Origin of the sequence: Hymenobacter roseosalivarius DSM 11622, assembly GCF_900176135.1 — a bacterium.
Lineage (GTDB): Bacteria > Bacteroidota > Bacteroidia > Cytophagales > Hymenobacteraceae > Hymenobacter > Hymenobacter roseosalivarius.
Window position 1 is genome coordinate 34694 of record NZ_FWWW01000095.1, and the last position, 24254, is coordinate 58947.

General features: G+C 54.0%; 18 protein-coding genes, 1 tRNA gene and 1 pseudogene. 3 read left to right on the forward strand and 17 right to left on the reverse strand.

Going from position 1 to position 24254, the window contains the following annotated elements; translation table 11 throughout:
* The 6 genes from B9A24_RS18205 to holA form a co-directional block, all read right to left on the reverse strand.
* Positions 1-1245 (reverse strand): HU domain-containing protein, encoded by a 1245-nt coding sequence (locus B9A24_RS18205; RefSeq protein ID WP_143435037.1) that lies wholly within the window; start codon positions 1243-1245, stop codon positions 1-3.
* 129 nt (positions 1246-1374) lie between these two features.
* On the reverse strand, positions 1375-3072 hold the full coding sequence (locus tag B9A24_RS18210; RefSeq protein WP_084447445.1) for a TonB-dependent receptor: 1698 nt from the start codon (positions 3070-3072) through the stop codon (positions 1375-1377).
* A gap of 99 nt (positions 3073-3171) precedes the next feature.
* Entirely contained in the window at positions 3172-6384 is a 3213-nt protein-coding gene (locus tag B9A24_RS18215; RefSeq protein WP_084447446.1) for a tetratricopeptide repeat protein, read from the reverse strand.
* A gap of 240 nt (positions 6385-6624) precedes the next feature.
* Positions 6625-7155 (reverse strand): hypothetical protein, encoded by a 531-nt coding sequence (locus B9A24_RS18220; protein WP_143435038.1) that lies wholly within the window; start codon positions 7153-7155, stop codon positions 6625-6627.
* Positions 7156-7444: 289 nt separating this feature from the next.
* Entirely contained in the window at positions 7445-7879 is a 435-nt protein-coding gene (locus tag B9A24_RS18225; protein ID WP_084447448.1) for a response regulator, read from the reverse strand.
* Between the two features lie 137 nt (positions 7880-8016).
* Positions 8017-9069 (reverse strand): DNA polymerase III subunit delta, encoded by a 1053-nt coding sequence (holA, locus tag B9A24_RS18230; RefSeq protein WP_084447449.1) that lies wholly within the window; start codon positions 9067-9069, stop codon positions 8017-8019.
* Positions 9070-9267: 198 nt separating this feature from the next.
* Between holA and tyrS the strand changes: the two genes are divergently transcribed.
* Complete coding sequence (gene tyrS / locus B9A24_RS18235) at positions 9268-10581, forward strand: tyrosine--tRNA ligase (protein WP_084447450.1); 1314 nt, start codon at positions 9268-9270, stop codon at positions 10579-10581.
* A 236-nt stretch (positions 10582-10817) separates the two neighbouring features.
* Here the strand turns inward: tyrS and B9A24_RS18240 are convergent.
* Positions 10818-10991 (reverse strand): annotated as a pseudogene (locus tag B9A24_RS18240) (histone H1); the annotation flags it as partial.
* Positions 10992-11239: 248 nt separating this feature from the next.
* A complete protein-coding gene (locus B9A24_RS18245; protein ID WP_084447452.1) occupies positions 11240-12484 on the reverse strand; it encodes an aminotransferase class I/II-fold pyridoxal phosphate-dependent enzyme in 1245 nt (414 codons plus the stop codon).
* A gap of 299 nt (positions 12485-12783) precedes the next feature.
* Between B9A24_RS18245 and accC the strand changes: the two genes are divergently transcribed.
* On the forward strand, positions 12784-14295 hold the full coding sequence (gene accC / locus B9A24_RS18250; protein WP_084447453.1) for an acetyl-CoA carboxylase biotin carboxylase subunit: 1512 nt from the start codon (positions 12784-12786) through the stop codon (positions 14293-14295).
* Positions 14296-14435: 140 nt separating this feature from the next.
* On the opposite strand, the gene bshB1 is transcribed toward accC, so the two are convergent.
* From bshB1 to B9A24_RS18290, 8 genes are all read right to left on the reverse strand, one after another.
* On the reverse strand, positions 14436-15155 hold the full coding sequence (bshB1, locus tag B9A24_RS18255; protein WP_084447454.1) for a bacillithiol biosynthesis deacetylase BshB1: 720 nt from the start codon (positions 15153-15155) through the stop codon (positions 14436-14438).
* A 94-nt stretch (positions 15156-15249) separates the two neighbouring features.
* A complete protein-coding gene (locus B9A24_RS18260; protein ID WP_234997499.1) occupies positions 15250-16362 on the reverse strand; it encodes a M23 family metallopeptidase in 1113 nt (370 codons plus the stop codon).
* Positions 16363-16561: 199 nt separating this feature from the next.
* Positions 16562-17509, reverse strand: a complete 948-nt coding sequence (gene trxB / locus B9A24_RS18265; RefSeq protein ID WP_084447455.1) for a thioredoxin-disulfide reductase — start codon at positions 17507-17509, stop codon at positions 16562-16564.
* 196 nt (positions 17510-17705) lie between these two features.
* Positions 17706-18569, reverse strand: a complete 864-nt coding sequence (locus tag B9A24_RS18270) for a sigma-70 family RNA polymerase sigma factor (protein WP_084447456.1) — start codon at positions 18567-18569, stop codon at positions 17706-17708.
* A gap of 109 nt (positions 18570-18678) precedes the next feature.
* Positions 18679-20844 carry a polyribonucleotide nucleotidyltransferase gene (gene pnp / locus B9A24_RS18275; RefSeq protein ID WP_084447457.1) on the reverse strand — a complete coding sequence of 722 codons (2166 nt, stop codon included), beginning with the start codon at positions 20842-20844 and terminating at the stop codon, positions 18679-18681.
* A 198-nt stretch (positions 20845-21042) separates the two neighbouring features.
* Complete coding sequence (gene rpsO, locus B9A24_RS18280) at positions 21043-21318, reverse strand: 30S ribosomal protein S15 (RefSeq protein WP_084447458.1); 276 nt, start codon at positions 21316-21318, stop codon at positions 21043-21045.
* Positions 21319-21495: 177 nt separating this feature from the next.
* Positions 21496-22929: an LptF/LptG family permease gene (locus tag B9A24_RS18285; RefSeq protein ID WP_084447459.1), complete on the reverse strand. Its 1434-nt coding sequence runs from the start codon at positions 22927-22929 to the stop codon at positions 21496-21498.
* A 114-nt stretch (positions 22930-23043) separates the two neighbouring features.
* Positions 23044-23457, reverse strand: a complete 414-nt coding sequence (locus tag B9A24_RS18290; protein ID WP_084447460.1) for an START-like domain-containing protein — start codon at positions 23455-23457, stop codon at positions 23044-23046.
* 138 nt (positions 23458-23595) lie between these two features.
* Here B9A24_RS18290 and B9A24_RS18295 point away from each other — a divergent pair.
* Positions 23596-23669, forward strand: a tRNA-Met gene (locus B9A24_RS18295).
* A gap of 346 nt (positions 23670-24015) precedes the next feature.
* On the opposite strand, the gene B9A24_RS22820 is transcribed toward B9A24_RS18295, so the two are convergent.
* Positions 24016-24254 (reverse strand): hypothetical protein (locus tag B9A24_RS22820; RefSeq protein WP_234997501.1); only part of this gene is annotated, 239 nt, incomplete at its 5' end.

Consider the following 24254-nt stretch of genomic DNA (forward strand, 5'->3'; position numbering starts at 1 on the left):
TTAGTACTTAAGAACCCAGAGTGCTGAGCCGTATTGTTTGCGTAATTGAGAAAGGCTGCGGTCCGCCGAAGCGCGGTCAGTAAATTCACCTACTGTAAGGCGGTAGAAGCGGCTGCCTGCAGAAGCCCGCGTTGGGCGCACGGGCCACAATATCTGCGCAGGACGGTTTTTGCGGGCTAAAGCAGCACGAGCTTTCTCCACGCTACGAGGTGTATCGAAGCTGCCCGCCACCACGTAGAAACGGCCCGTACGGTTTTTAATTGTTGTAGCCGAAGTAGCTGTAGCGGGCGTTGCAGCGGGGGTAACCTTTGCCACAGTCGCTGGCTTTGCCGGAGCAGGTGCTACAATAGCTTTAGGAACTGCAACCGCCTTAGCAGCAGCCATAGGCTTAGCGGCCGGTTCCCCCAGCTGGTTGACATTAGTGAGAGCAGTGGAGGCTGCATCAACTGGTTTCGCCGCGTCCCAGTCAGCAATTTCGGCGGTTGGTACGGTTACCGGAGCCTTGGCATCGGGAGCACCATCGGGCACGAACTCTTCGCTCCAGCCATGATTTGCCAAAGTAGCCTGTTGCCGGGCATTGGCGTTTGGCTTCACCGCGCTGGGGGGCATTTTCTGCTCCTGCGCTACCCACGAAGCCGGTACTGCACGTACGCTGTCGGGCAGGTGGCCCAGGCGCAAAGCAAACAGGTAGCCCGCCGACAGCATCAGCCCGGTAAGGATAGTGGCAGCGGCCACATTGAACACCCGCGCCGAACGCCGTGAGCGACCTGCTACCGTGAGCTGAGGCCCCGTAGGCTGCCTTTCCCGAGCCAGCAGAGCATCGGTAGCCCGTACCGGCCGCGAAACCAGCTCAGGCAACCCGTAGCTGGCTGCAAGCAGGTTCTGAGTTCCCGTGTACTCAAACTCCAGACCTCGGCCAAAAGCCCGGCGAAATATGCCGATACCAGGCAGTTCTGTGCGCTGGGCGCTATCCAGCTCAGCCTGCAAATGGCCCACAGCATGACGCACCATTTGCCGGGCTTCTGAGGCTGGCACGCCCAAGGTGTGGCTCAGAGCATCAACCAATAGGCCATCGTTGCGGGTGAGGGCACCGTTGAAGGCTACGGTTTTGGTGGGAGGTGTCAGGGTGTGGCGCACCGGATGAATCCGGGCTGGGGCGTAATCGGCGATGAGGCCACCGAAACCGGGAATAATCACGCAATCGTGGTCCCGGAGCAAGCTGAGGATATGGTCGGAAATCGGCAAAGTCGGTCTGTTGTGTTTCTGATGTGTTGACTTTTACTGAGTTGATACGCTACTGCAAGTGAGCTCATTCTTAAAAGCAGATGCTTCGGAATATGCTATTCCTTACCAGCTTATTAGCGCAGTAAAAAATTAAAAATCATAAGTCACGCCCGCCAGCACGTTGATGCCCTTCACCGGGTAGTTCAGGAAACGCTCGTACTTGCGGCCCAGCAAATTGTTGCCTAAAGCAAAGATTGACAGATTTTCCGAGAAACGATAATCGCCACGCAGGTTCAAATCTACTACCGTGTCGGTGGGACGCACTACTTGCGTGAGGGTGCCCGTAGTCCCCGAGCGCTTATATCCTACTCCGAAACTGGAGCTGTAGGTATATAACTCCGCGCCCAGCAGGATTTTATCACCCATATTATACGTCCCGAACAGCGCAGATTGGAAAGCCGGGCGGTGAAACGCTTCAGCCAAAGTCTTGGTGTTATACCCATTATAATCAGCCTTCACGCCCAGACGAAACTGCTCGGCGGCGTTATAAAGTATTTCTCCATGAACGTTGAGCAATTGGGTGGATTTGCGGTCGTACACCAGATCAAAGCGTGAGGTATCCGTGGGGCTGTTGGCGTAGAAGTACAAGTTACGGTCGTTGGAAGCCGTGACCTTGGCACTCACCGAAAGGCCACGCGCAGGCGTAGCCGTGAAGCCCCCGTAGACGGTTGGGCCGCGGTGCGTGTCGGCTACGCGCTGGTTGGGAGCGAGCCAGGGGTTTTCGGTAGTGAGGTCGTACATGGTTACACGCTGCAAGGCCCCACCCAGGCCGCCAAATACCACGAATTTATCTTCGGTCACGGTGTAGCCCAGGCGAATGGCCGGATACACATTGAACTGCGAAGCCGTGCCTATAGTATCGCCAGTGTACCCCAGGGTGGCTCCCACCGATACCGCCAGCCGGTTCAGATTTGCCTCAAACGCCGGCGTAACCTGCACAAATGGCCGGCTGGTAGTGGTTAGCTCATCCTTCTGAGAGATAAAGGAAACGTCGCCATTCAAGGCTATGCGCCCTTTCTCGCCTAATGCATAAGCTGAGCGCAACGAGGCGTTGAAGTTGTTCTCGCTGGCCGCGAACCGGTCTTTCCAGTAGTTAAAACCTACGCCGAAGTCATATTGCAAGGCGGCATCGGTGGCGCGGTTGCGGGCGTAAATCCGGGCGGCGGCGCGGGTGAACACCTGCTTAATATCATCGACATCGGGGGGCAAATTCTGGGTCTCGCGGTTGTAGCCGTAGAAGTTGTAGCGTTCCCGGCCCAGATCCAGCTTAGCTCCCAGCGCAGCCGTGCCGCTGTAAGTTTCGCCGTTCAGGCCCAGACTGGTTTGACTCAGGCTGGAGTTCTTACGGTCTACGGGGCCGCGCGACGAGGAAATATGGCTGAAATCGAGGCCGTAGGAAGCGGCGTCGCTGCGGGTATTGTGCAGGTAGGCTTTTCCGTAGAGGGTGCCATAGTTGCCCAATGCGCCCTTCAGGTAATTGCCGGTCTGGGGGGCTAATTCTTCCTGCTTGATGGTCAGTACACGCACAGAAGGATTGAGCCGGTCGGCGGGCAGGCGGAAGTCGGGATAGGTGTACGGCACTGCCTGCGCCTGCGGGGTCGGGGCCTCCACTTTGATCTTATCAAAGTTGCGCGTCGCCTCGGGCAACTCGTTCACCCGCTCCTTCACTATTTCGATTTCGGCGTCTTCAATTTTGCCCCCCGGCCGCTGCTGCGCCCACGAAACGCGGGGTGCGGCCGCGGCCAGCAAAGCGGCCAAAGCCAGGGAGTAAGGCGAGCGAAGCGTCATAGCAAGGGAGTTAGACCGAATAGAAGCTTAGATTAAGCTTACTATATTCAACCAATTGTAAATCAATTATTTATTATACCAAGCAAAATAAGCTCCCATCTATTCTTCCACAGGTACGGGGGAAGCGGTAGAGTCAGTGGACTGAGTTTGAGTAGGCTGCAAAGACTGACGCGCAGCAGCCCGGCGAGCGGCCGGTGAAGCCGGTTTTGCGGGCGTCATTTTGCCCCCCGCGGCGGGCGTGGGGGCTGGTTTGGCACTACCGCTTGCTGGTGCAGGCGCAGCTCCATCGGCGGGCAAAGCAGCCAGACGCTGCTTGGCACCTTCAATGATTTCCGCCACCGGAAACTTGTTGTCGACGATAGAATTCAACGTGGCGCGGGCCTGAAAATTATCACCCTGCAAGGTATAGATGTCGGCGATGAGCAGGAAGCCCCGACCCTGCCATAGCTGGTACTTGGAGGCATTGGTTTTATAAGCCGCGTCCAGTGCCTCGGGGTATTTCTTCTGCTCGAATAGAATCTGGGCCAACAGGTATTGTGCTTCGGCTCCGTTCTCGTCGGTGGCGGTGGCCGCAGCCGTGGTCAACTCTGGAATAGCCTGATCGAGGTTGCCGGCTTTGTAGCTGGCTTTGCCCAGATACAGCAGAGCAGCATTCGTAGCATTAAGCGAAGCGCTACCCAGGGCGCGCAGCTCCTGGGCTACGCGGCGGGTGCCGTCGTAGTCGCCGCTCTCATAGTAGCTCAGCATTAGCCCAATGCCAGCGTTGGCCACGTCGCGCTTGTTCTGCGACACCTCCCGCAGGCGGGTGTAGTACTTGATGGCTTCGGGGTAGTTTTTATTAGCAAACTCCAGGTCAGCCACCCGACCCACGGCCCGGTTCACAAACTCGCTCTTGCCCTCTGTTACTACATTTTTCAGCCCGGCCAGGCCCTCAGCCTGCTTCCCGGTTTTCAGGTACGAATCACTGAGGAAATAGCGTCCGTCGGCCGCCAGAGCCGTAGCAGGGTACTGCTTCAGGTAAGCTTCCAGCCGGGGAATAGCCTGAGCGTACTTCTCGGCGGTGTACAATGACTTCGCCGCTTCAAACTCCACGCTCTCCGTGGCTCCGCTCTGCGGATTCTGCTGCTTGTACTGGCCCAGGGCCTGATCGAAATCCTCCGTGCGGCCTAGCGCTGCCAGGCTTTCCTGCAGGCCCGACAGCGCATTAGTTGCCGACTTGGTACGAGGAAAACGTTCCAGTACCTGGCGGAAATCGGCCACGGCTTTATCATGCTGGTTGAGGTTGGCGTAAGCCACGCCCCGCTTCTGCAAGGCCTGCGGAATCAGGGCGCTATTGGGCCGGGCCCGAATCAGACGCGAAAACCCATCCACGGCAGGCTGAAAATTACCCCCCTCAAACTCAAACTGGGCCTGCTGGAACACCGCGTCGTCGGCGTAGCGCGACTGGGGGGCGGTTTTAAGCAAAGTATTCAGCGTGTTCGTAGCTTCTCCCTGACGACCTAATAAACCCAAGGTTACACTTTTCTGGTAATAGGCGTAGTCCTTATCAGAGGCGTTGGAAGCAATGACTTTGTCGTAGCCAGTCAGGGCCTGTTTGTAATCTTTGGCCACATAATAGGTATCGGCCAGGCGCAGCGTCACGTCGTAGTAGTTCGGGTCGTCGCCTGGCTTACGGGTTTCGGCGTCCTTCAAATACGCCTGAAACTGAGGCCGCGCCCGATCATATTGCTTGGTGTTGTAATACGCGTAGCCCAGGCCATAGCGGGCTTTCTGGTCGAAGTCCGTCTCGGCGGCGCTGCCGGAGCGGGCCGTGCGCGCGGCGGCCGTATAGCTCTGAATGGCTTCGGGATACTTCTGACCAATACTATAAATCTCGCCGCGCAACACCTGGGCGGCGGCGCGCAGGGCGTCGTCCTGCGGATACTTGAGCGACTTATCCAGCAAGGGCAGCGCCTCATTAAACTTGCTATTGTTGTAGAGCGTGGCGGCCTGCAGGTAAGTCACGCGCTGATACGTCGCGTTCAGGCGGCTACTGCGGTTGTCCAGGCCCTCGAGGTAACTGATGGCTTGGGCGTAATCCGATGAGTTCAAAAAGCTCTCACTCAGAATATCGTCTGCCGCCGCCGCATTTTTGGAACGCGGAAACTTCTTGTTAAAGTCTTTCAGCGAGGCAATAACTTCCCGGGCATTGCCCAGCTCGTAGTTCACCTGCGCGTATTTGAGCGTGGCGTTTTCGGTGATGTTGCGGTCGAAAGTAGCATTGCGGGCGGCATCGAAAGCGTTCAAGGCAGGCTGCTTCTGCTTGAGCTGCAAATAGCTCAAGCCCATATGATAGGCCGCATTCTGACCCAGCGAGTCCTTACGGGCCGCCACGCCTTTCAGGCCATTGACGGCCCCCTTGAAGTCGCCCATCTTATAATTGGCGTACCCAATTTTGTACTGCACCGTCGGCTCCATTTTCTTGCGGCCAGCAGCGTAGCGGTTAAAATACTCGGCCGCGCTCTGAAAGTCGCCTTTCTGGTAAAAGGCGTCGCCTACCAACAGCTGAATTTCGTCGGCACCCTGGGGCGACGGCGTTTGGGCCAATGCCTTCGAGCCGTAGGCAATCAGGCCGTCGAAGTCACCTTCCTTGTAATAAATCTGGGTCATGACGGCCGGCACTACGAGGCGGTAGCCTTCGCTTTCCTCGGCCACGGCCAAATCGCGGCGGGCACCGGCAAAATCCCCCGCCCGGAAGGCCAGGTAGCCGGCGTAGTAGCTGCTGGCATAGCGGTACTCCGAGCTGCCCTGCTTGGTGCGGTCGAATAGCAGGCGCGCTTTGTCAAACTCCTTCTGGGCAAAGTAGCTGTAAGCCAGCTTAAACTCTGATTCCTCACGCTGCTCCAGCGTTAAGTTGTCGGGGCCGACGCGCTGCATATACTCAGCGGCCTTGGCGTAGGTCTTCTTATCGAAATAAAATTTTCCGAGTTGAAAAAACGCCTCGGCAGCCTTCGGGTGCGCTGGGTTATTAGCCGCGAAGGCCAGAATCCGGTCTTCGGCATCGGGGTGAAACAGGTAGAGCCCCGCTACGGCGTAATAATATTCCGCGTCGGTGGTGCGGTCGCGCAGCTCGCCGGTGCGGCGTTGGGTCTGGTCGAGGTAACGCTGAAAAGACTGTTGGGCGGCACCATACTTACCGCGGTCAAAAAGCTCAAGGCCCTCCTGGAAATGACGCTCGTCGGCGGCAAAAACCTGCGTTTGCTGGGCTGCGGCTACCAGCGGGGCCGCGGTGCTGAGCGTGGCGGCCAGCGCCAAGCGTGGAAATAACTTCATTGCGGGGCGTTACAAGAAAGGGCGCTGCCGGCCCGGGAATGGCCAAAAGTAGCGAAAAAGTGGCGGAGGTTGCACAGAAAAGGCGTTCTCGCGCCTAGGCAACGTGCTGGGGGACTTTTTGGTATAGGGCACGGCCCGTAGCTGCCGGCCCGCAGAATAGCATGTTTGCTACCATACTACCGGGGCTTTTGCTAACTCTACAACAAGATATTACGGCCGTTATACCCACTGGGGGGCTTTTTACAGGCCAAAATGCATGGTGTAGTCGCCACCATCGGTGATGTGCACACGCTTAAAGCCTAGCGTTTTCAGGTCAATGCATACCTGCTTGATTATCGTATCCTTGCTCCGCGCATCAAAAGTCGGCGACGACATAATAATAACGTCGGCCAACTCACCGACTACGTTTATTTTGGCCTCCACCCCTTTTTGCCGCAGCTCTTCGGGCAACTGAGCAGCATAGTTTTGGCGCTCCTCAATGGCGATAACGTCTTTAGCTATCACTGTTTTTGGCGCGATGCTTTTAGTAGTGAAAGTCGAATCAGCGACTGTGTCGGCAGTTCCGGCCGGTGCGGTAGCAGGAAGTTGCGCCGTGGCAGTTGATTTGGTTGGCCCAGCTTCGGGCTGGCGAGTAGCCGTTGCGAGGGGGACTGCGTTGGTTATGTCTTTTGAACGGAATTTACTAGCGACACTTAGCTTTTTCGAAGGCGTTGAAGCGTTGAGCGCCAGATCTTCCTCGAGGGCTTCCTCCTGGTATGCTTCAGTTCGCATGGCCGCCAGCTGCCTATTAGATTCTGAGTCGGCTGAGTTCAATGATCCCGCCGCGAATGCCGAGCCTGCGGCCACGGCTGGCAGGCTGGCGTGTTGTGAGCGGGCAGGCCGAGTCCACCGGCCCAGAATAAAGGCGCCCAAGAATGTTAGCAGTGTAATTCCTAGCAGACCGAAAAGTGAGTTACGATTCACAGTACAAGTAGTAAACAAATAGTAGAACGCTCGCCTTCAACTACCGATACGCTGAAAAGGCCAGAGAGTCTGCTATGGCAATCGACAAGCCAATTGTTTAGTTTCTATGCTCTGTCTCGCCCTCGGCCAGTTGCCACCCAAAGTGCTTTCTGAGCATTCCTCTCACCTTCTCTTTAGTTAGCGGCTTCCTCAGGAAGTCCGCTACGTGGAGCTGCCGCCCCCGCTCTACGTCCTGGGCATGCACAGACGTGGTGAGCATAATAATAACAATTGCCTCTTTCTGCGCCAGCGGCAGCTGCTGATAGGAAAATAGAAACTCGAACCCATTCATCACGGGCATATTCACATCTAGCAGAATCAGGGCCGGGCACGCGGTATCGGGGCAGTGCTGTTCTAGTAATGCAAACGCCTCCTGTCCGTTCAGTGCTACCAATAGCTGATCGGCAATAGCTAAATCTTCCAGCAGTCGCTGATTAAGAAAATTATTAACGGGGTCGTCGTCTACTAATAAGATACACGGTAGCTTCTCCACGGTAATAGCTAAATAGATGTTGAGGCCAATGGAAAACTATTGTTTCCTGGAAAGAAAGGCACTGATGGGCAAATCTAAGATTAAAACTGAACAGCAGACGTACCTGCGCTAGCCAACCCACCGGGTTCTTATCCATTTCAGCCCACAATGGCACTCAGCGGCACAGAGTGCAGAATAAGGAATACCAGCTCGCGCAAAATCTCCCCTTCCGTCATCGAGCCCGACTCAATACCCTTGCTCTGAGCATCGGCGCGGCGCAGCAGATGAATAATATCGCGGGTGCGCTGGAAGCTGTAGTTACGCATGGCCAGCTGATAGTCTTTCTGCTGAAAGCTATTCACGATGCCCAGCTTTTTATAATCGGCGTCGGAAGGGTTGCCAGCCTGATGCAGCACGAGCAGCTTGGTAAAAAAACCAAACAGCAACGTCAGATTAGGGATGATGGGATTAGCCTTGGGGTTGGCCTCGAAGTAATGTAGAATCCGGTTGGCCTTCAGCACATCGCGCTGTATTAAAGCCCGCTGCAGCTCAAAGATGTTGTAGTCTTTGCTGATACCGACCAAGCGCTGCACCAAATCCTCGTCGATGGCCTGACCGGGCTTCACGTTGAGCAGCAGCTTGTCAATCTCATTTGTCAGCCGGCCGAGGTCAGGCCCGATGTACTCGCTGAGCATAGCCACGGCCTGGGGGGCAATTTGCTGCTGTTTGCTGCGTATGTGGCTCGTCAGCCAGGGCGCTACCTGGTTATCGTAAAGTTTTTTGCTGGTTAGCACGGCCGCGTGCTTGGTCATTGCTTTGGACAGCGCCTTCCGGCCGTCCAGGGTTTTATGCTTGTAGCAAAATACGAGCACCGTGCTGGCCAGTGGGTTTTTCAGATACGCCTCAAAAAACGGATAGCTGCTCTCCCGCTCCAGGTCGGCGACCGATTGCGCTTCCTTTACAATAACTACCGAGCGCTCCGCCATCATCGGAAAGCGCCGCGCCTGGCCCAGAATAGTCGCCACGTCCACGTCCTTGCCGTAGAGCACTACCTGGTTAAAGCCGCGCTCGTGGTCGGGCATCACGCTTTTCTCGATGATGTCGGCAATCAGATCAATATAGTACGGCTCCTCCCCTTGCAGGAAATACACGGGCGCGAACTGCCGCTGCTGGAGCTGCTTCAGAATCTCGTCGGGGCTGAAGTTGGGCACGGAGTGAATGGGTAAATGGGTAAATGAGTGGATGGGTGAATGCTAGGTATTCACTCCAGGTAAGCAAAGGTATCATTGCTTACTACCTTTGTCCAGTTGTTATGGACACATTGGAGCTGCCACTTGGCCCAGTCTTGGGCTTTACTCAGCTTACCCAAGTGACTCATTCATCCACTCACTCATTCACCCACTCACTCATTGGACCTTCTCGACGAACTCCGCTGGCGCGGAATGCTGCACGATACGATGCCCGGCATGGCCGAACACCTGGCTGAAAATCAGCCCATCAGCGGCTACATCGGCTTCGACCCGACGGCCGCTTCCCTGCACATTGGCAACCTGGCTACTATCATGCTGCTGGTGCATTTGCAGCGGGCCGGCCACCGGCCCGTAGCCCTCGTGGGCGGCGCCACCGGCATGATTGGCGACCCCTCGGGCAAGTCATCGGAGCGCAACCTGCTGGATGAAAACACGCTGCGCGGCAACCAGGCAGGCATTAAAGCGCAATTAGAGAAGTTCTTGGAGTTCAACGACTCGCCGACCGGGGCCGTGGTGGTCAATAATTACGACTGGTTTAAGGACTTTGGCTTCCTGCAATTTCTGCGCGATGTCGGTAAGCACCTCACGGTAAACTACATGATGGCTAAGGACTCGGTAAAGCGCCGCCTGGGCACGCCCGAGGCCGAAGGCGAGCAGCGCGCCGAAGGCCTTTCTTACACCGAGTTCAGCTACCAGCTGTTGCAAGGCTACGACTTTCGCCACTTGTTCCAAACGCTGAACTGCACTCTGCAAATGGGCGGCTCCGACCAGTGGGGCAACATTACTACCGGCACCGAGCTGATCCGTCGCCTCGACGGCGGCAAGGCTTTCGCCCTCACCTGCCCGCTGGTCACGAAGGCCGATGGCAGCAAGTTCGGCAAGTCAGAAAGCGGCAACGTGTGGCTCTCACCGCAGATGACTTCACCCTACCAGTTCTATCAATTCTGGCTCAACGCCGCCGACGCTGACGCCAGCCGTCTTATTCGCGTGTTTACTTTGCTCAGCGAAACCGACATTCTGGAGTTGGAAGCGCAGCACGCCCCGGCACCGCACCAGCGCATTCTACAGAAAGCACTGGCCAAAGACGTTACCACCCGCGTCCACTCCGCCGAGGCGTATGAAGCAGCGGTAGCCGCGTCCGAAATTCTGTTCGGCAAAGGTGACCTGGAAGATTTGCAACGTCTCGACGAGCCTACGCTGCTTGACGTATTCGCCGGCGTACCGCGCCTGGAAGTGCCCCGCGAGCAGGCCAACAGTCTGCTGGTAGCCGATTTGCTCAGCGAAGCCACCCAATACCAGATTTTTCCTTCCAAAAGCGAGGTTAAAAAGATGATTCAAGGCGGCGGGGTAAGCCTGAACCGTCAAAAAGTAGCCGCCGCTGATCAGGCTGTAGCGGAGCTGCCTTTGCTGCAGGATAAGTATCTGGTGGCCCAGAAAGGCAAAAAGAGCTACTTTCTGATTGCGCTGGTCTGAACCACAGATTTCTGCGGATTTAGGGGCTTTTGCAGCTGACTATTACACTCGTGGCGCATCGTTAAATTAAGACACAAAAAAGCCCCCCAGATTTATTCTGGGGGGCTTTTTTGTAAGAATCTTCCACGGAGTCCGTGGTTCAGACTTTACTTCTTCTTCGCTGGAGCGGCTTTCTTGGCAGCAGCGGGAGCGGCTTTCTTTGCGGCGGGAGCAGCTTTGGCACCAGCAGCTTCGCCGCTAGTGTTCTTCATGTTCTGCACTTCCGTGCGGATCTCTTGGGCCATGTTCTTCAACTCCTGCATTCCTTTGCGCACGCGGGTACCGGCGGCCGAGTTCTGCTTGTCGTAAAACTTGTCGAAGTCACCCTCGAGCGACATGACCAGGTCCTTGAGCTTGCTAAAATTGTTCATTGGAAAAGGGTTTATGGGGGAAGAAAGGTTGTTGTTGACTGGCCCTAATATACAGGGATTTCAAATACAAGCAATATTTCTATTTTTTTTCTAAAATGCCCCCCAGCGCTTAGTAGGGCGATTTTTACCCTTCTTACACCCTGATCAGCACTTTCTCAAATTCGAGCTTATATCGGCACAGTGCAAAAAACTACGCCGACAGCCATTAGGACTATTGGCGTGCGCGCTTCCATATATTGCTAAATTCACTAGACTTGCACCGACGCAGTACTCTTGGAGTATAAGCCCTTATTGAGCTTTTCAGCCACTGCCTCGAAGGCCGTAATAGTCTGACGAACGTCTTCCAGCGTATGTACGGCCGTTGGGATAAGGCGAAGCATAATTACCCCCTTTGGAACGACCGGATAAACCACGATAGAGCAGAAAATACCGTGATTCTCGCGTAAATCGAAGGTTATTTGGGTTGCGTCGGGGATTTCGCCACTCAGGAATACAGGAGTCACCGGCGACTGCGTAGTGCCGATATTGAAGCCCTTTTCCCGCAAACCGCTCTGCAACGCTCTAACCACTGTCCAGAGATTGTCTTTCAGCTCTGGTTGGGTGCGGAGCAACTCCAAACGCTTCATTGCACCGATTACAAGCGGCATAGGTAGCGATTTGGCGAAAATCTGGCTACGCATATTGTATCGCAAATATTCAATTACACTCTCAGGGCCTGCTACGAAGGCTCCGATGCTCGCCATGCTCTTCGCAAACGTTGAAAAATAAAGATCAATACCGTCCTGAACGCCTTGTTCTTCGCCCGCTCCGGCGCCCGTAGCGCCCATCGTGCCGAATCCGTGGGCATCATCAACGAGCAAGCGGAACTGATATTTTTCCTTCAGAGCCACTACTTCGCGCAGGTTGCCCTGGTTGCCCGACATCCCGAATACACCCTCGGTAATTACGAGAATACCGCCGCCGGTTTCGCCCACCATGCGGGTAGCCCGCTGGAGTTGCTTTTCCAGGCTTTCCATATCGTTGTGCGGATACACGAAGCGCTTGCCCTGGTGCAGCCGTACCCCATCGATAATGCAGGCATGCGACTCCGCGTCGTACACAATCACATCGTGGCGGTTCACCACCGCGTCGATGATAGACACGATGCCCTGATAGCCGAAGTTGAGTAGCAGCGCGTCGGGCTTCTGCACGAAGTCGGCCAGCTCAGCCTCCAGCTGCTCGTGCAGGTTGGAGTTGCCGCTCATAATACGGGCCCCCATGGGCGTACCCATGCCCCACTCAACGGCCGATTCGCCATCTACCCGACGCACTTCAGGGTGATTGGCCAGACCCAGGTAATTATTTAAGCTCCAAGTAAGCACTTCCTTCCCACGGAAAATCATGCGGGGCTTGATTTCGCCTTCTAGCTTGGGAAAAGTAAAGTAGCCGTGCGCGTAATGCGAGTGGCTGCCCAATGGGCCGCGGTTGGAAGCAATCTTCTCGAAAAGATCCACGGAGGAATAAATTAAATGTGAAATGAATACGGCAGTAGTATACTGGGCACAACTACCGAGTTTGTGCAAAGTTATGGCAATTCACGAAGGTAACTGCCAAAGATGGGGCTTTCTACTTTGCTGGGGCAGCACAAAAATGCCCCCCAGCACTTCCCCAAGCCGACAGATTGGTGTTTCTTTGGGCTAAGTTAGCGGTAAATTGTTCCTTGTCAGTTTCCAGTATAGCACAAAAAACTGACTTTGTAGTCCTCCTAAGCGGGTAGCACAGCGTCCTCTTCCCGCATTCCCACCCCACCTCCATGAAGCAAATAAAAAAACTATTGGTCGCCAACCGGGGCGAAATCGCGCTGCGCGTGCTGCGCTCGGCTAAGGAAATGGGCATTCAGACCGTAGCTATCTACAGTGAGGCCGACCGCCAGGCCTTGCATGTGCGCTACGCCGACGAGGCCGTGTGCGTGGGCGGCCCCCAATCGAGCGAAAGCTACCTGCGCGGCGACAAGATTTTGGCCGTCTGCCGCCAGCTTGGCGTGGATGCCATTCACCCCGGCTACGGCTTTCTGAGCGAAAACGCCACCTTCGCCCGGCAGGTGAAGGAGGCCGGCCTGATCTTCGTTGGCCCTACGCCCGAGGCGATGGAGCTGATGGGCTCCAAGCTGGCCGCCAAAGCCGCCGTGGCGCACTTCAACATCCCGATGGTGCCCGGCACCGAAGAAGCCATCACCGACGTGGAGGCAGCCAAAGCCGTAGCCCGCCAGGTCGGCTTTCCGATTCTGATCAAGGCCTCGGCCGGGGGCGGCGGCAAAGGCATGCGCATTGTGAATGCCGAGAGCGAGTTTGAGGAGCAGATGCAACTGGCCGTATCGGAGGCTACCAGCGCGTTCGGCGACGGTGCTGTGTTTATCGAGAAGTACATCGGCTCGCCCCGCCACATCGAGATTCAGGTGCTGGGCGATGAGCACGGTAACATCGTGCATTTGTTTGAGCGCGAATGCAGCATTCAGCGCCGCCACCAGAAGGTGATTGAGGAGGCACCTTCCTCGGTGCTGACGCCTGAGCTGCGCGAGCAGATGGGCCGCGCCGCCGTCGACGTGGCCCGCGCCTGCCACTATACCGGGGCCGGCACCGTGGAGTTTCTGCTCGACGAAAACCATAACTTCTACTTCCTGGAGATGAATACCCGCCTCCAGGTCGAGCACCCCGTCACGGAGCAGATCACGGGACTTGACCTGGTGAAAGAGCAGATTCGGGTGGCCCAGGGCCTGCCCCTGCCCTTCCAGCAAGCCGACCTCACCATTACCGGCCACGCCCTGGAACTGCGCGTGTACGCCGAAGACCCGGCCAATAACTTCCTGCCCGATATCGGCACACTCACCACCTACGTGCGCCCCCAGGGCCCCGGCGTGCGCGTCGACGACGGCTTCGAGCAGGGCATGGACATCCCTATTTACTACGACCCGATGATTGCCAAGCTCGTCACCTTCGGCAAGGACCGCGCGGAAGCAATTGCCCGCATGCTTCGCGCCATCGACGAGTACCAGATTACCGGCATCCAAACAACGCTGTCCTTTGGCCGCTACGTGCTTCAGCACCCGGCCTTCGTAGGGGGCAATTTCGACACGAACTTTATCCGCGACCACTTCACCCCCGCCGATTTAACTCCTACCACCGACGACGAAGCCGAAATCAACAAGCTAGCCGCTGTGCTGGGCGCCATGCTGCTCACGGCGAAGAAACCCCAAGTTGACGGCGCTACGGCAGCTGCTAGTGTGACTGGCTCGGCGTGGAAGCGGAACCGCTTGGGCGTGCGGTAAACCGCAGCTACTTATTCGGCGCTGCAACACCACAAAGCCGCCCCGGCTTTGTGGTGTCGGGTAAGGACAAGCTGTATTGGCCGAGCTTTTGGTTTGTATGCTTCCCTTTTTACTAGGCCAGCCAAAAACAGAGTATCCTCTTAAACCAAATCTGACAGCTGCCTTACCCCAAGCGTCCGCTCACGGGTGAAGCCTTCCCCGAACTCTACTCCTATCAAATGTCCGAACTCCCGGGCTCGGGCTTCCATAAACTTGGAAAAGGCGGGCGTGGACAAATAGGTAACCAGCTCGGTGCTGTTAGCATTAAAGAACTGGCTTTTGAACGCTTGAATTGCCTCCCACTTCTTATCCCAGAACTCCGATATATCCACCACAAAGTCGGGCGCAATCTGCCGGTCCTGTATGTAGTGGTACACCAATCGGGGCCGCCAGGCCGCTTGGGGCTGGCCGTTTTCGTCCAGGGTTTCTATCATCTTCAGCCCCGATAGAAAGCACGATTCGGAGGCTAACTGAGAGCCGCGGCCGTGGTCCGGGTGGCGGTCGTGGATGGCATTGAGCAGCACGATATCGGGCTGATAGCGGCGCACGGCGGCAATTATTGGCAATTGGTGCTCCCGGTCATTCTGGAAAAAACCGTCGGACAATCCTAAGTTTTCGCGGGCGTGTAAGCCTAGTATTTTGGAAGCGGCGGCCGCCTCTGCTGCCCGTATTTCAGGTGTCCCACGCGTGCCTAACTCTCCTCGCGTTAAGTCGACTATTCCTATCTTTTTGCCTTGGGCGGCGGCGGCTAGCAAGGTGCCGGCACAGGACATTTCCGCGTCGTCGGGGTGGGCAGCGATGGCCAGAATATCTAATTTCATGTTATTTTAAATGGTTGGCTGGTTAAATGGCTGATGTTCTATACGGTTGTTAGAACGACCAACCATTTAACCAGCCAACCATTTTGCCATTCATTTATTTAACCCGCAGCGTACGACCGATGCGCAGAGTACCCGTGCCACCATTCAGACGCTTGATCTGGCTAACGGAAACACCGTATTTCTGGGCAATTTCGGACAGCGTATCGCCGCTACGGACGCGATGCGTTACGACTCTTCGGGCGGCTGATGGCTTACTACTGCTTGTGGAGCGCGAGCGGCTTTGAACAGCCCGGCTGTAGTAGTTAAACAAAGCCGAGGTAATTTGAAAATTGTCCTGGCGGAGCTTATAATCCGGAAAGTCATACATCCGCTCGGGGTCGATGGGGTTGCCTTCATAGCGTACCTCGTAGTGCAGGTGTGAGCCCGTACTACGGCCAGTATTGCCCCCCAGCCCTATAACCTGTCCAGCTTTAACAAAGGTACCCGTCGTGACCAAGGCCTTGCTCATGTGGCCGTAGAGGGTTTCGATGCCGTTATAATGACGCACTAGCAGATAATTGCCGTAGCCGCTGCCATCCCATTTCGAGATGCGCACCACCCCATCGAAGGCAGCCCGTACGGAGTCGCCGGTTTCCAGATCCAAATCGACGCCGTAATGCCAGCGACTACCCCGGAAGCCAAAATCGGAGGTGGTAGGCGTGGTTTCCAGCGGCATCTTGGCGTAGCGCTTCCGGGGCGGATCTACTAACTTCAGGGTCAACGTATCACGCAGCCGACGACCATCCACCCGATACGGATTGATGTTGCGGGTATCCCAGATAGAGTAATAGCCGGCCACTTTCACCCATGCACTGTCGATGCGAACTTCATCGGACATTTCTACAATGTGCTGCTCGCCTTCGTTAAGCGAGGTGGTATCCTCACTAACTAAGGACAGCTTTTTGGCTGGGTTAAAGAAGATGGATTTAGCCGCTTCCGAGTTGTCATCGGGCAGATCTTCCGTCTTTATCAGAACAGTCGTATCAGGCCGTACGTAGCGGATCGTGGGCGATTTTATGCGGAAGAAATCCTTCCGCTGGCCCGCCGAGCCACCCTTGGCTTTCGGCTGGGGGGCTTTTCGGCGTTGGGCCTGGGCTGAGGTGGGCCACGCGAGTAGCAGCCCAATCAGTAACAGGAGCAGTAGCCCGTATTTTAAAAAATTCAACAAAAGCGAATGGCGTTGAGGCGTTCCTCACCCCTAGGGGGCAGTTTTCAAGATAGCAAGGTAAGTAACCAAACGTGAATGCGTGGTGGCTAGTGTGTGGAGAAAGACGAAGAGTCCGGAAAACTCAAATCAATGAAATGTCAGGCCAGGCAAGTCAAAGTATTTTGCTCAGCCTGACCTGACTCTCTCCTCAAATAATCTCTTAATGCTCGCCTAAAGCAGCCAGATAGCGTTCAGCATCCAAAGCGGCCATGCAGCCCGTACCGGCAGCCGTTACGGCCTGCCGATAAGTATAATCCTGCACATCACCACAAGCAAACACGCCATCCACGTTGGTTTTGGATGAGCCCGGAATCGTTTTTAAATAGCCTTGCTCATCATGGTGCATAAAGGGCTGAAAAATCTTTGAGTTGGGCTCATGCCCGATAGCGACAAAGAAGCCCTCGACAGGGATTTCACGCGTTTCATGCGTCAATGTATTCTTCACGCGTACGGCTTCTACGGCGTGCTCGCCCAGAATTTCGTCCGTCACGGTATTCCACAGCACTTCAATCTTCGGGTTATCAGTGACCCGCTTCTGCATAATTTTTGAAGCGCGCATCTCTCCCTTACGCACAATCATGTACACTTTCGAGCACAGATTGGCCAGATAAGTTGCCTCCTCAGCCGCCGTGTCGCCGGCACCCACAATAGCTACTTCCTTCCCGCGATAGAAGAACCCATCGCAAACAGCGCAAGCTGATACACCCGAGCCATTCAGTCGCGCCTCCGACTCCAAACCCAGCCACTTTGCCGAGGCGCCAGTAGCAATAATCACGGTGTCAGCGGTGATGGTTTTATGCTCGTCAATGGTTACTTGGTGCGGGTGCCCCGAAAAATCAACGGCCGTGGCCAGACCATAACGAACATCAGTCCCGAAGCGCGACGCCTGGTTCTTCAAATCCTCCATCATAGCCGGTCCCATCACTCCATCCGGGTAACCGGGAAAGTTCTCGACATCATTGGTAATCGTAAGCTGTCCGCCAGGCTGCAAGCCCTGATACATGACAGGCTGCATGTTGGCACGGGCCGCATAAATAGCTGCGGTATAGCCAGCTGGCCCCGAGCCGATAATTAAACACTTGATGTGTTCTGAATTGGTATGTTCCATTGCTGGTGAAAGCAGAGATGCAATAAAAAAGTGAATGTAGTGCTGGCGCTTACTTCAGCCTTAAACGCCAAAGCAATAGTAGCAAAAATGCCCCCCAGTTCTTATATAAGAATAATATGCTGGGGCTTTACTAACGCCACATGTAACAAAAAACCCCAACGAATAGGCTGGGGTTTTTAAAGCTGGGGGGCAAAATTTACCCCAGATAAGGCTTCAGGGCTTTGGAGCGCGAGGTATGGCGCAGGCGGCGAATAGCTTTCTCCTTGATCTGGCGAACCCGCTCCCGAGTCAGGCTGAACTTCTCCCCTATTTCTTCCAGCGTGAGCGAATGCTCGCCATTCAGGCCGAAATAAAGAGTAATCACATCCGCTTCACGCTTGGTAAGCGTGGAGAGGGCGCGCTGCACTTCTTTGCGCAGAGAGTCGTTCATCAAGCCCGTATCCGGCGATTCCTCGTCTTCGTTTTCGAGCACGTCGAGCAAGCGGTTTTCTTCCCCTTGCACGAACGGCGCGTCCACCGACACATGGCGACCTGAAATCTTGAGCGTATCTACTACTTCAGAGGTAGTCAGTTCCAGTACTTCGGCAATTTCTTCAGGCGAGGGCTCCCGCTCAAATTTTTGCTCTAGTTCGGAGAAGGATTTCGAAATTTTATTTAGGGAACCTACCCGGTTCAGCGGCAGGCGCACAATGCGCGATTGCTCGGCCAAGGCTTGCAGAATGGACTGACGAATCCACCACACGGCATAAGAAATAAACTTAAAGCCGCGGGTTTCATCAAAACGCTTAGCTGCCTTAATCAAGCCTAGGTTACCCTCGTTGATCAGGTCGCCCAGTGAAAGCCCCTGGTTCTGATATTGTTTGGCTACTGATACCACGAAGCGCAAGTTAGCTTTGGTAAGCTTTTCCAGTGCTTGTTGGTCGCCTTCCCTAATCCGCTGCGCCAGCGTTACCTCCTCGTCGGGGGTGAGCAAATCCACTTTGCCAATCTCCTGGAGGTATTTATCCAGCGACTGGCTTTCGCGGTTGGTGATTTGCTTGCTGATTTTAAGCTGTCTCATTGCGGGCGCGAAAGAGTTGTATTGTGATAATTTTTGAATGTTACTGATACCTTTTACGGGTATCGGTCAGTTAAGGGCAACGTACCGGTACCCGCGAAAGTTCGCCTGATTAAGCCTGGGCTTCACCATTATCAGCAGCCGTGCGCTCAGGGCGAGGCAACAAGACCTTACGCGATAGACGATATTTGCCTGTCTTCTTATCGATATCGAGCAGTTTTACATCAATTTCCTGACCGACTTCCAGTACGCCTTCTAAGCTATTGAGGCGCTCGTGACCTACTTCTGAAATGTGCAACAGGCCGTCTTTGCCAGGCATGATTTCTACGAAAGCACCATACGGTTGGATGCTGCGCACTTTGCCTTTATAAGTCTCACCTATTTCTGGCTGAGCCGCAATGGCGCGGATGCGGCCAATGGCAGCCTCCATATCCTCTTGGTTGGAAGCGTAAATGCTTACATGACCTTTCTCATCCTTCTCCTCAATAATTACCGTGGCGTTGGTGTCCTTCTGGATTTGCTGAATGACTTTGCCACCAGGTCCGATAATAGCACCAATAAATTCTTTCTCAATCAGCATCTTATGCGAGCGAGGCGTATGCGGCTTCATGTCGGCGGCTGGCTGGCTGATAGTCTTCGCCATTTCGCTTAGGATGTGCAGACGGCCCTCACGAGCCTGATGCAAAGCGGCAGTCAGTATTCCGCTGCTTAGCCCCTGAATTTTGATATCCATCTGGCAAGCCACGATACCCTTTTCCGTACCCGTCACCTTGAAGTCCATGTCGCCCAAGTGGTCCTCATCACCCAAGATGTCAGACAGGACAGCGTACTCACCGGTTTCCTTGTCTTGCACAAGGCCCATAGCGATACCCGATACTGCGGCGCGAACTTTCACCCCCGCATCCATTAGTGCCAGCGAACCAGCACACACCGTAGCCATCGACGAAGAGCCGTTCGACTCCAGGATGTCTGACACGATGCGGATAGTATAAGGGTTTTCGTCTTCACTGGGCAATACTCGTTTCAAAGAGCGCATAGCCAAGTTACCGTGGCCAATTTCCCGACGACCCGGACCGCGGTTCGGCTTTACCTCGCCAGTTGAGAAGGCTGGGAAGTTATAGTGTAGCATAAACTTGCTATAGCCCGAAAGCATAGCGGAATCAATGATTTGCTCATCCAGCTTAGTGCCCAAAGTCACCGTAGTCAGCGACTGAGTTTCACCCCGCGTGAACAAAGCAGAGCCGTGCGCGCCGGGCAAATAGTTGATTTCACTCCAAATGGGGCGAATTTCCGTGAGCTGCCGACCATCCAAGCGCGTACGCTCCTTGATCATCATGTCGCGGATAGCTTTCTTCTCAGCTGATGCGTGGTAGCGGCTGAACATTTTCATGTTCAGATCAGGCTGCTCAGCTAATAGATTTTCGATCAACTCCTTCTTAATAGAGCCAAAACCTTCCTTGCGGCCTTGCTTACTGGTATTGCCAGAGTAAGCGACAGTATAAGCTTTCTGATAAACAGCATCCGTAATGCGCTGCTTCAGTTCGGCATCCTCCTCGTATTTTGGGTAATCACGCTTGACGGCAGCTTTCTCAACTACAGCGCCTAGCTCCATCTGCACACGCACCTGCTCTTTAATGGCTTCGTGGGCATAGGCAATGGCTTGCACCATTTCCTCTTCGCTCACTTCATTCATCTCGCCCTCTACCATCGCCACTGAGTCGGCCGTGGCACCTACAATGAGGTCGATGTCAGCGCGGGCGATATCCGAGGTCTTAGGGTTGATTTGCAGTTTGCCATCAATGCGCGCTACTCGTACTTCCGAGATTGGGCCAGCAAATGGAATATCAGAAACAGACAATGCAGCTGAGGCGGCCAAGGCGGCTAGCGCGTCCGGCTGTACATCCTTGTCAGCTGAAATCAGCGAAATCATCACCTGCACCTCATAGTGATAATCCTTGGGGAACATGGGACGCAGAATGCGGTCAACAAGGCGGCTAACGAGGATTTCGGAATCCGACAAGCGGCCTTCACGGCGCTGGAATGAACCAGGGATTTTGCCGGCCGAGCCGAATTTTTCCTGATAATCAACTGACAAAGGCAGGAAATCAACGTCTCCGCGCTGGCTGGGCTGCGATACCACTGTAGCCAGCAGCATGGCATCACCAAGGCGTACCACTACCGCCCCATCGGCGAATTTGGCCAGCTTGCCGGTTTCAAGGGTTATCTGCCGACCATCTGGCAGCGTAATAGTTTTGGTAATAGCGTGGTAATTGGGCATCGGGAAGATTGCTTAGAAAAGCGACAGCGGGCGAGCAGCCAAAAAAATGGTACCGGCCTCCGGTACTATTTTACTCTAGAATCGTGTGGGGGGGCATTTTGTAAAGCAAACAACCTGTCCTACCCAAAAGGTGACCAAAAGGGTCAAAAAAAGAGCAGGGAACCCTCTAAAGAGGGCTCCCTGCTCCTACGGACGGGGTTACTTGCGAATACCCAGCTCCTTGATGATAGAGCGGTAGCGATTGATTTCGCGATGCTGCAGATAATCAAGCAAACGGCGACGCTTACCTACAAGCTTAAGCAAACCTAAGCGCGTCGAAAAATCTTTCTTGTTCACCTTCAGGTGCTCCGTCAGATGAGTGATGCGGTGGGTAAACAGCGCAATTTGTGATTCGGCCGAACCGGTATCGGTGGCGGATTTGGTGAGGCTATTTTCAGCGAAAATAGTCTGTTTTGCTTCGGTAGTGAGTTTCATCGGCAGATAGGAATTACCCGTCTGGAATTAAAATATGAGAAAAAAGGCCACCCCGCATCTCGGAGTGGCCGCAAAGGTAAGGGTTTTTCTTGCTCGTTGTTCTTTTTCGCTACTTCAGATTCGCACTTACTGCTACCTGAGATTATAGCAAAAGCGCATCACGGCGTAAAAAGTGAATTAATCTACCCGTCGGTAACCACCGAATGGCCAGCGAATCTTGGCTGGTATACGGCGCCAAAAGTCTACTTCCAGTACGCCTGAGTCGCGCCGTGCTTGGTAGAGGAAAAACAGACCCACTGGCAATAGCAGCGCATCGGCAATCCACATGCCCAGCCCAACTGGCAGCACACCCTCGCGGCCGTACTTCTCCCCCATAATGGAGGCCACATAGTAGATAATAAAGAACAGAATAGAAATCAGTACCGGTACGCCCAACCCGCCTTTCTTGATAATGGCCCCCAGCGGTGCCCCAATCAAAAACATAATCAGTACGGCAGCTGACTGCGTGTATTTGCGGTAAATTTCGATGCGGTAGTTGCCGGTTTCGCGCGCTAGCGTGGTGAGTCGCTCCACCGAGCTACTCAGATAGCCGCGTAGGTTGCGGGCCCGGTTGGTAGCCTGCTGCACCTGATTGAGCGTGAGAGGGGGCAATTTTTTGGTTGACACCTGCCAGCTTGCCACGCGCTGATTGGCAGCTTTCCCTGTGGTATCCAGGCGCATATGCACATAATAAGGGTTCAGCATCCGCACCTGCTGCTGCCGCTCAGTGCCTAGGCGCTTATGCAGCGAATCGGTGTACTGATGTAGGCGCGGCAGGTTCATCATCATCTTGTTCTCAGTGAACAGTTCCTGCTGGGTCCGGTTCAAATCAAAAGACGCCAAAGAAAAGGTAATCAGGTTGCGCGAAAAAGCCTGTCGCACGAAGCTGGCTCCTGCCCTGTCGCGAGCATCAGGTTGCTCCATATAAATTACCCCTTTAAATAGCTCTAGCCCCAAATATTGTCCCTCAAAGCGCATAAACATCCGCCCTGAATCGGCCAGAATAACTTTGGAGTTGCCATCAGTGTTGGTGTGGTCATAAATCATTACCCCTTTGAGAAGGTCACCATTCTCACCAGCCTTCTCATTCACCTTGATAGTGTAGCCCGGAATACCGTTGTAAAACACGCCTTCCCGAATATCCAAGGATAGTTTTTGCTGGCGCACATCCCACAACAGACTATAGGCGTTCAGGTTTGCCTTAGGAACGATAGTATTATTAAACCAAAATGCTCCAACGGCCAACACCAGACTCACCAGCAGTACCGGCCTCAGAATGCGTGTAAGCGAAATCCCGGAGGTCTTGATGGCAGTCAACTCTTGGTGTTCACCCAATGTCCCGTAGGTCATGAGCGACGATAATAGCACGGCCAAAGGCAATGCTATTGGCACCATCAGCACACTAAAGAAGAATAATAACTGGCCAATAACCCCAAAGCCGAGGTCTTTGCCAATTATATCATCCATATACTTAAGCATATACTGCGTCAGTAGGATAAACTCTACCACCGCGAACGTCAGTAAAAAAGGGCCAGCGAAGGCCTTCAGAATTAATTTATCGAGTTTTTTCATTGATTGGCCAGAAATGTACCGCTGGGGGACACTTCCACTAAAAAAGGAGCAGTAGGTAAACGTAGCTACTGCTCGTTTAGCTTCTGCTCCTCCGTTTTTTGTAACAAACCCGACTTAGCCGCCTACTTGTTCCCGCAGCTTAACAATCAAGCTGTCCCACATTTCCTGCAATTCCTCTTCATCCGTTTCCTCCGAGTAATCTAACACCCGCAGATACACCTCCTGCGTCAGCTGCGACTCTTCTAATGTAAAGTCAAGGTAGCTCGCATCCGGCGTAAGCCGCTTGTTCTGATCCAGAAACACGTAGCGCACCGACCGGTTAGTGCGGTGTGAACTCATCTCAGCATAATGTGGCTGATTATCCCAGATAAAGTTAAAACGATGATCCTCATCAATGCGCACGTCCTGACAGAACCATTGTGTCAGTCCTGAGGCCGAGGCCAAATATGGGTACAGAATTTTAGTTGAAGCATTAATAGGGTATTCTACCGAAAAACGGTGTTTCGAGCGAGTTGCAGAGAGCGGCATAAAGCAGAGGTAGTAAAGAACGGCATTACACCCACCTAAGAATACATGGTAGGCAGTGGGCAATATACGTGGGTTTTTTTTTACTAAGGATTGCGTCGGGTCAAATCTTGTGCCTACCTTTGCGCCATCAAAAAAATCGGCGGGGTAGCTCAGTTGGTTAGAGCACAGGATTCATAACCCTGAGGTCACGAGTTCAACTCTCGTCCCCGCTACTTTAAAAGGCCTTCCAAGCACAGGAAGGCCTTTTTTGTTTTTCTAGGTTACACCTCAATTGTGAACAGAGTTTATGGTATTGCATATTTAAGAAGGCATAACTACACATTTGCACATACTACTTACATATAGTAAACCCTTACGCATAAAGCCTATAACTATCTCCTAACAAATTTTCAACCTCTAAGAAGCCTATAGTTAAAAGCATACTGTCACATCCTCATGCGGCGAGAGAGTATGATCTTTTTAAAAATATTTAAAGCAGCTATTGTATTGTTAATAGACATTTCTACCTTTGCACCCCCAACACAGAAACACTCCAAACGGGAGTAGGCAAAACAAAAATTATTTCTCTTTTTTACTTGGCAGGAGGGAAAAGTTTATTACCTTTGCAACCCCGAACAAAAAGCTGCTCGGATTTACATTAAGCGTAAAGGCAGCAGCAGCGGCCACAGGGTTGGTCCAACAGGGACTGGCGCACGTTCTTTGAATGATTGGAAAAGACAAATTGGTAAGGCTGCCAGGGTAGGTAACTACCCCGGCAGCGAGCGTAACAAACGAGTTCAACAAGAAGAGTTGGATCA

Bases quoted from the DNA above. Each gene is read 5' to 3' on its own strand.
- bshB1 (WP_084447454.1), bottom strand. From the start codon at position 15,155: ATGAAATTAGATATTCTGGCCATCGCTGCCCACCCCGACGACGCGGAA.
- accC (WP_084447453.1), top strand. From the start codon at position 12,784: ATGAAGCAAATAAAAAAACTATTGGTCGCCAACCGGGGCGAAATCGCG.
- rpsO (WP_084447458.1), bottom strand. From the start codon at position 21,318: ATGAAACTCACTACCGAAGCAAAACAGACTATTTTCGCTGAAAATAGC.
- B9A24_RS18210 (WP_084447445.1), bottom strand. From the start codon at position 3,072: ATGACGCTTCGCTCGCCTTACTCCCTGGCTTTGGCCGCTTTGCTGGCC.
- B9A24_RS18215 (WP_084447446.1), bottom strand. From the start codon at position 6,384: ATGAAGTTATTTCCACGCTTGGCGCTGGCCGCCACGCTCAGCACCGCG.
- pnp (WP_084447457.1), bottom strand. From the start codon at position 20,844: ATGCCCAATTACCACGCTATTACCAAAACTATTACGCTGCCAGATGGT.
- B9A24_RS18290 (WP_084447460.1), bottom strand. From the start codon at position 23,457: ATGCCGCTCTCTGCAACTCGCTCGAAACACCGTTTTTCGGTAGAATAC.
- trxB (WP_084447455.1), bottom strand. From the start codon at position 17,509: ATGGAACATACCAATTCAGAACACATCAAGTGTTTAATTATCGGCTCG.
- B9A24_RS18285 (WP_084447459.1), bottom strand. From the start codon at position 22,929: ATGAAAAAACTCGATAAATTAATTCTGAAGGCCTTCGCTGGCCCTTTT.
- B9A24_RS18220 (WP_143435038.1), bottom strand. From the start codon at position 7,155: ATGCGAACTGAAGCATACCAGGAGGAAGCCCTCGAGGAAGATCTGGCG.
- B9A24_RS18270 (WP_084447456.1), bottom strand. From the start codon at position 18,569: ATGAGACAGCTTAAAATCAGCAAGCAAATCACCAACCGCGAAAGCCAG.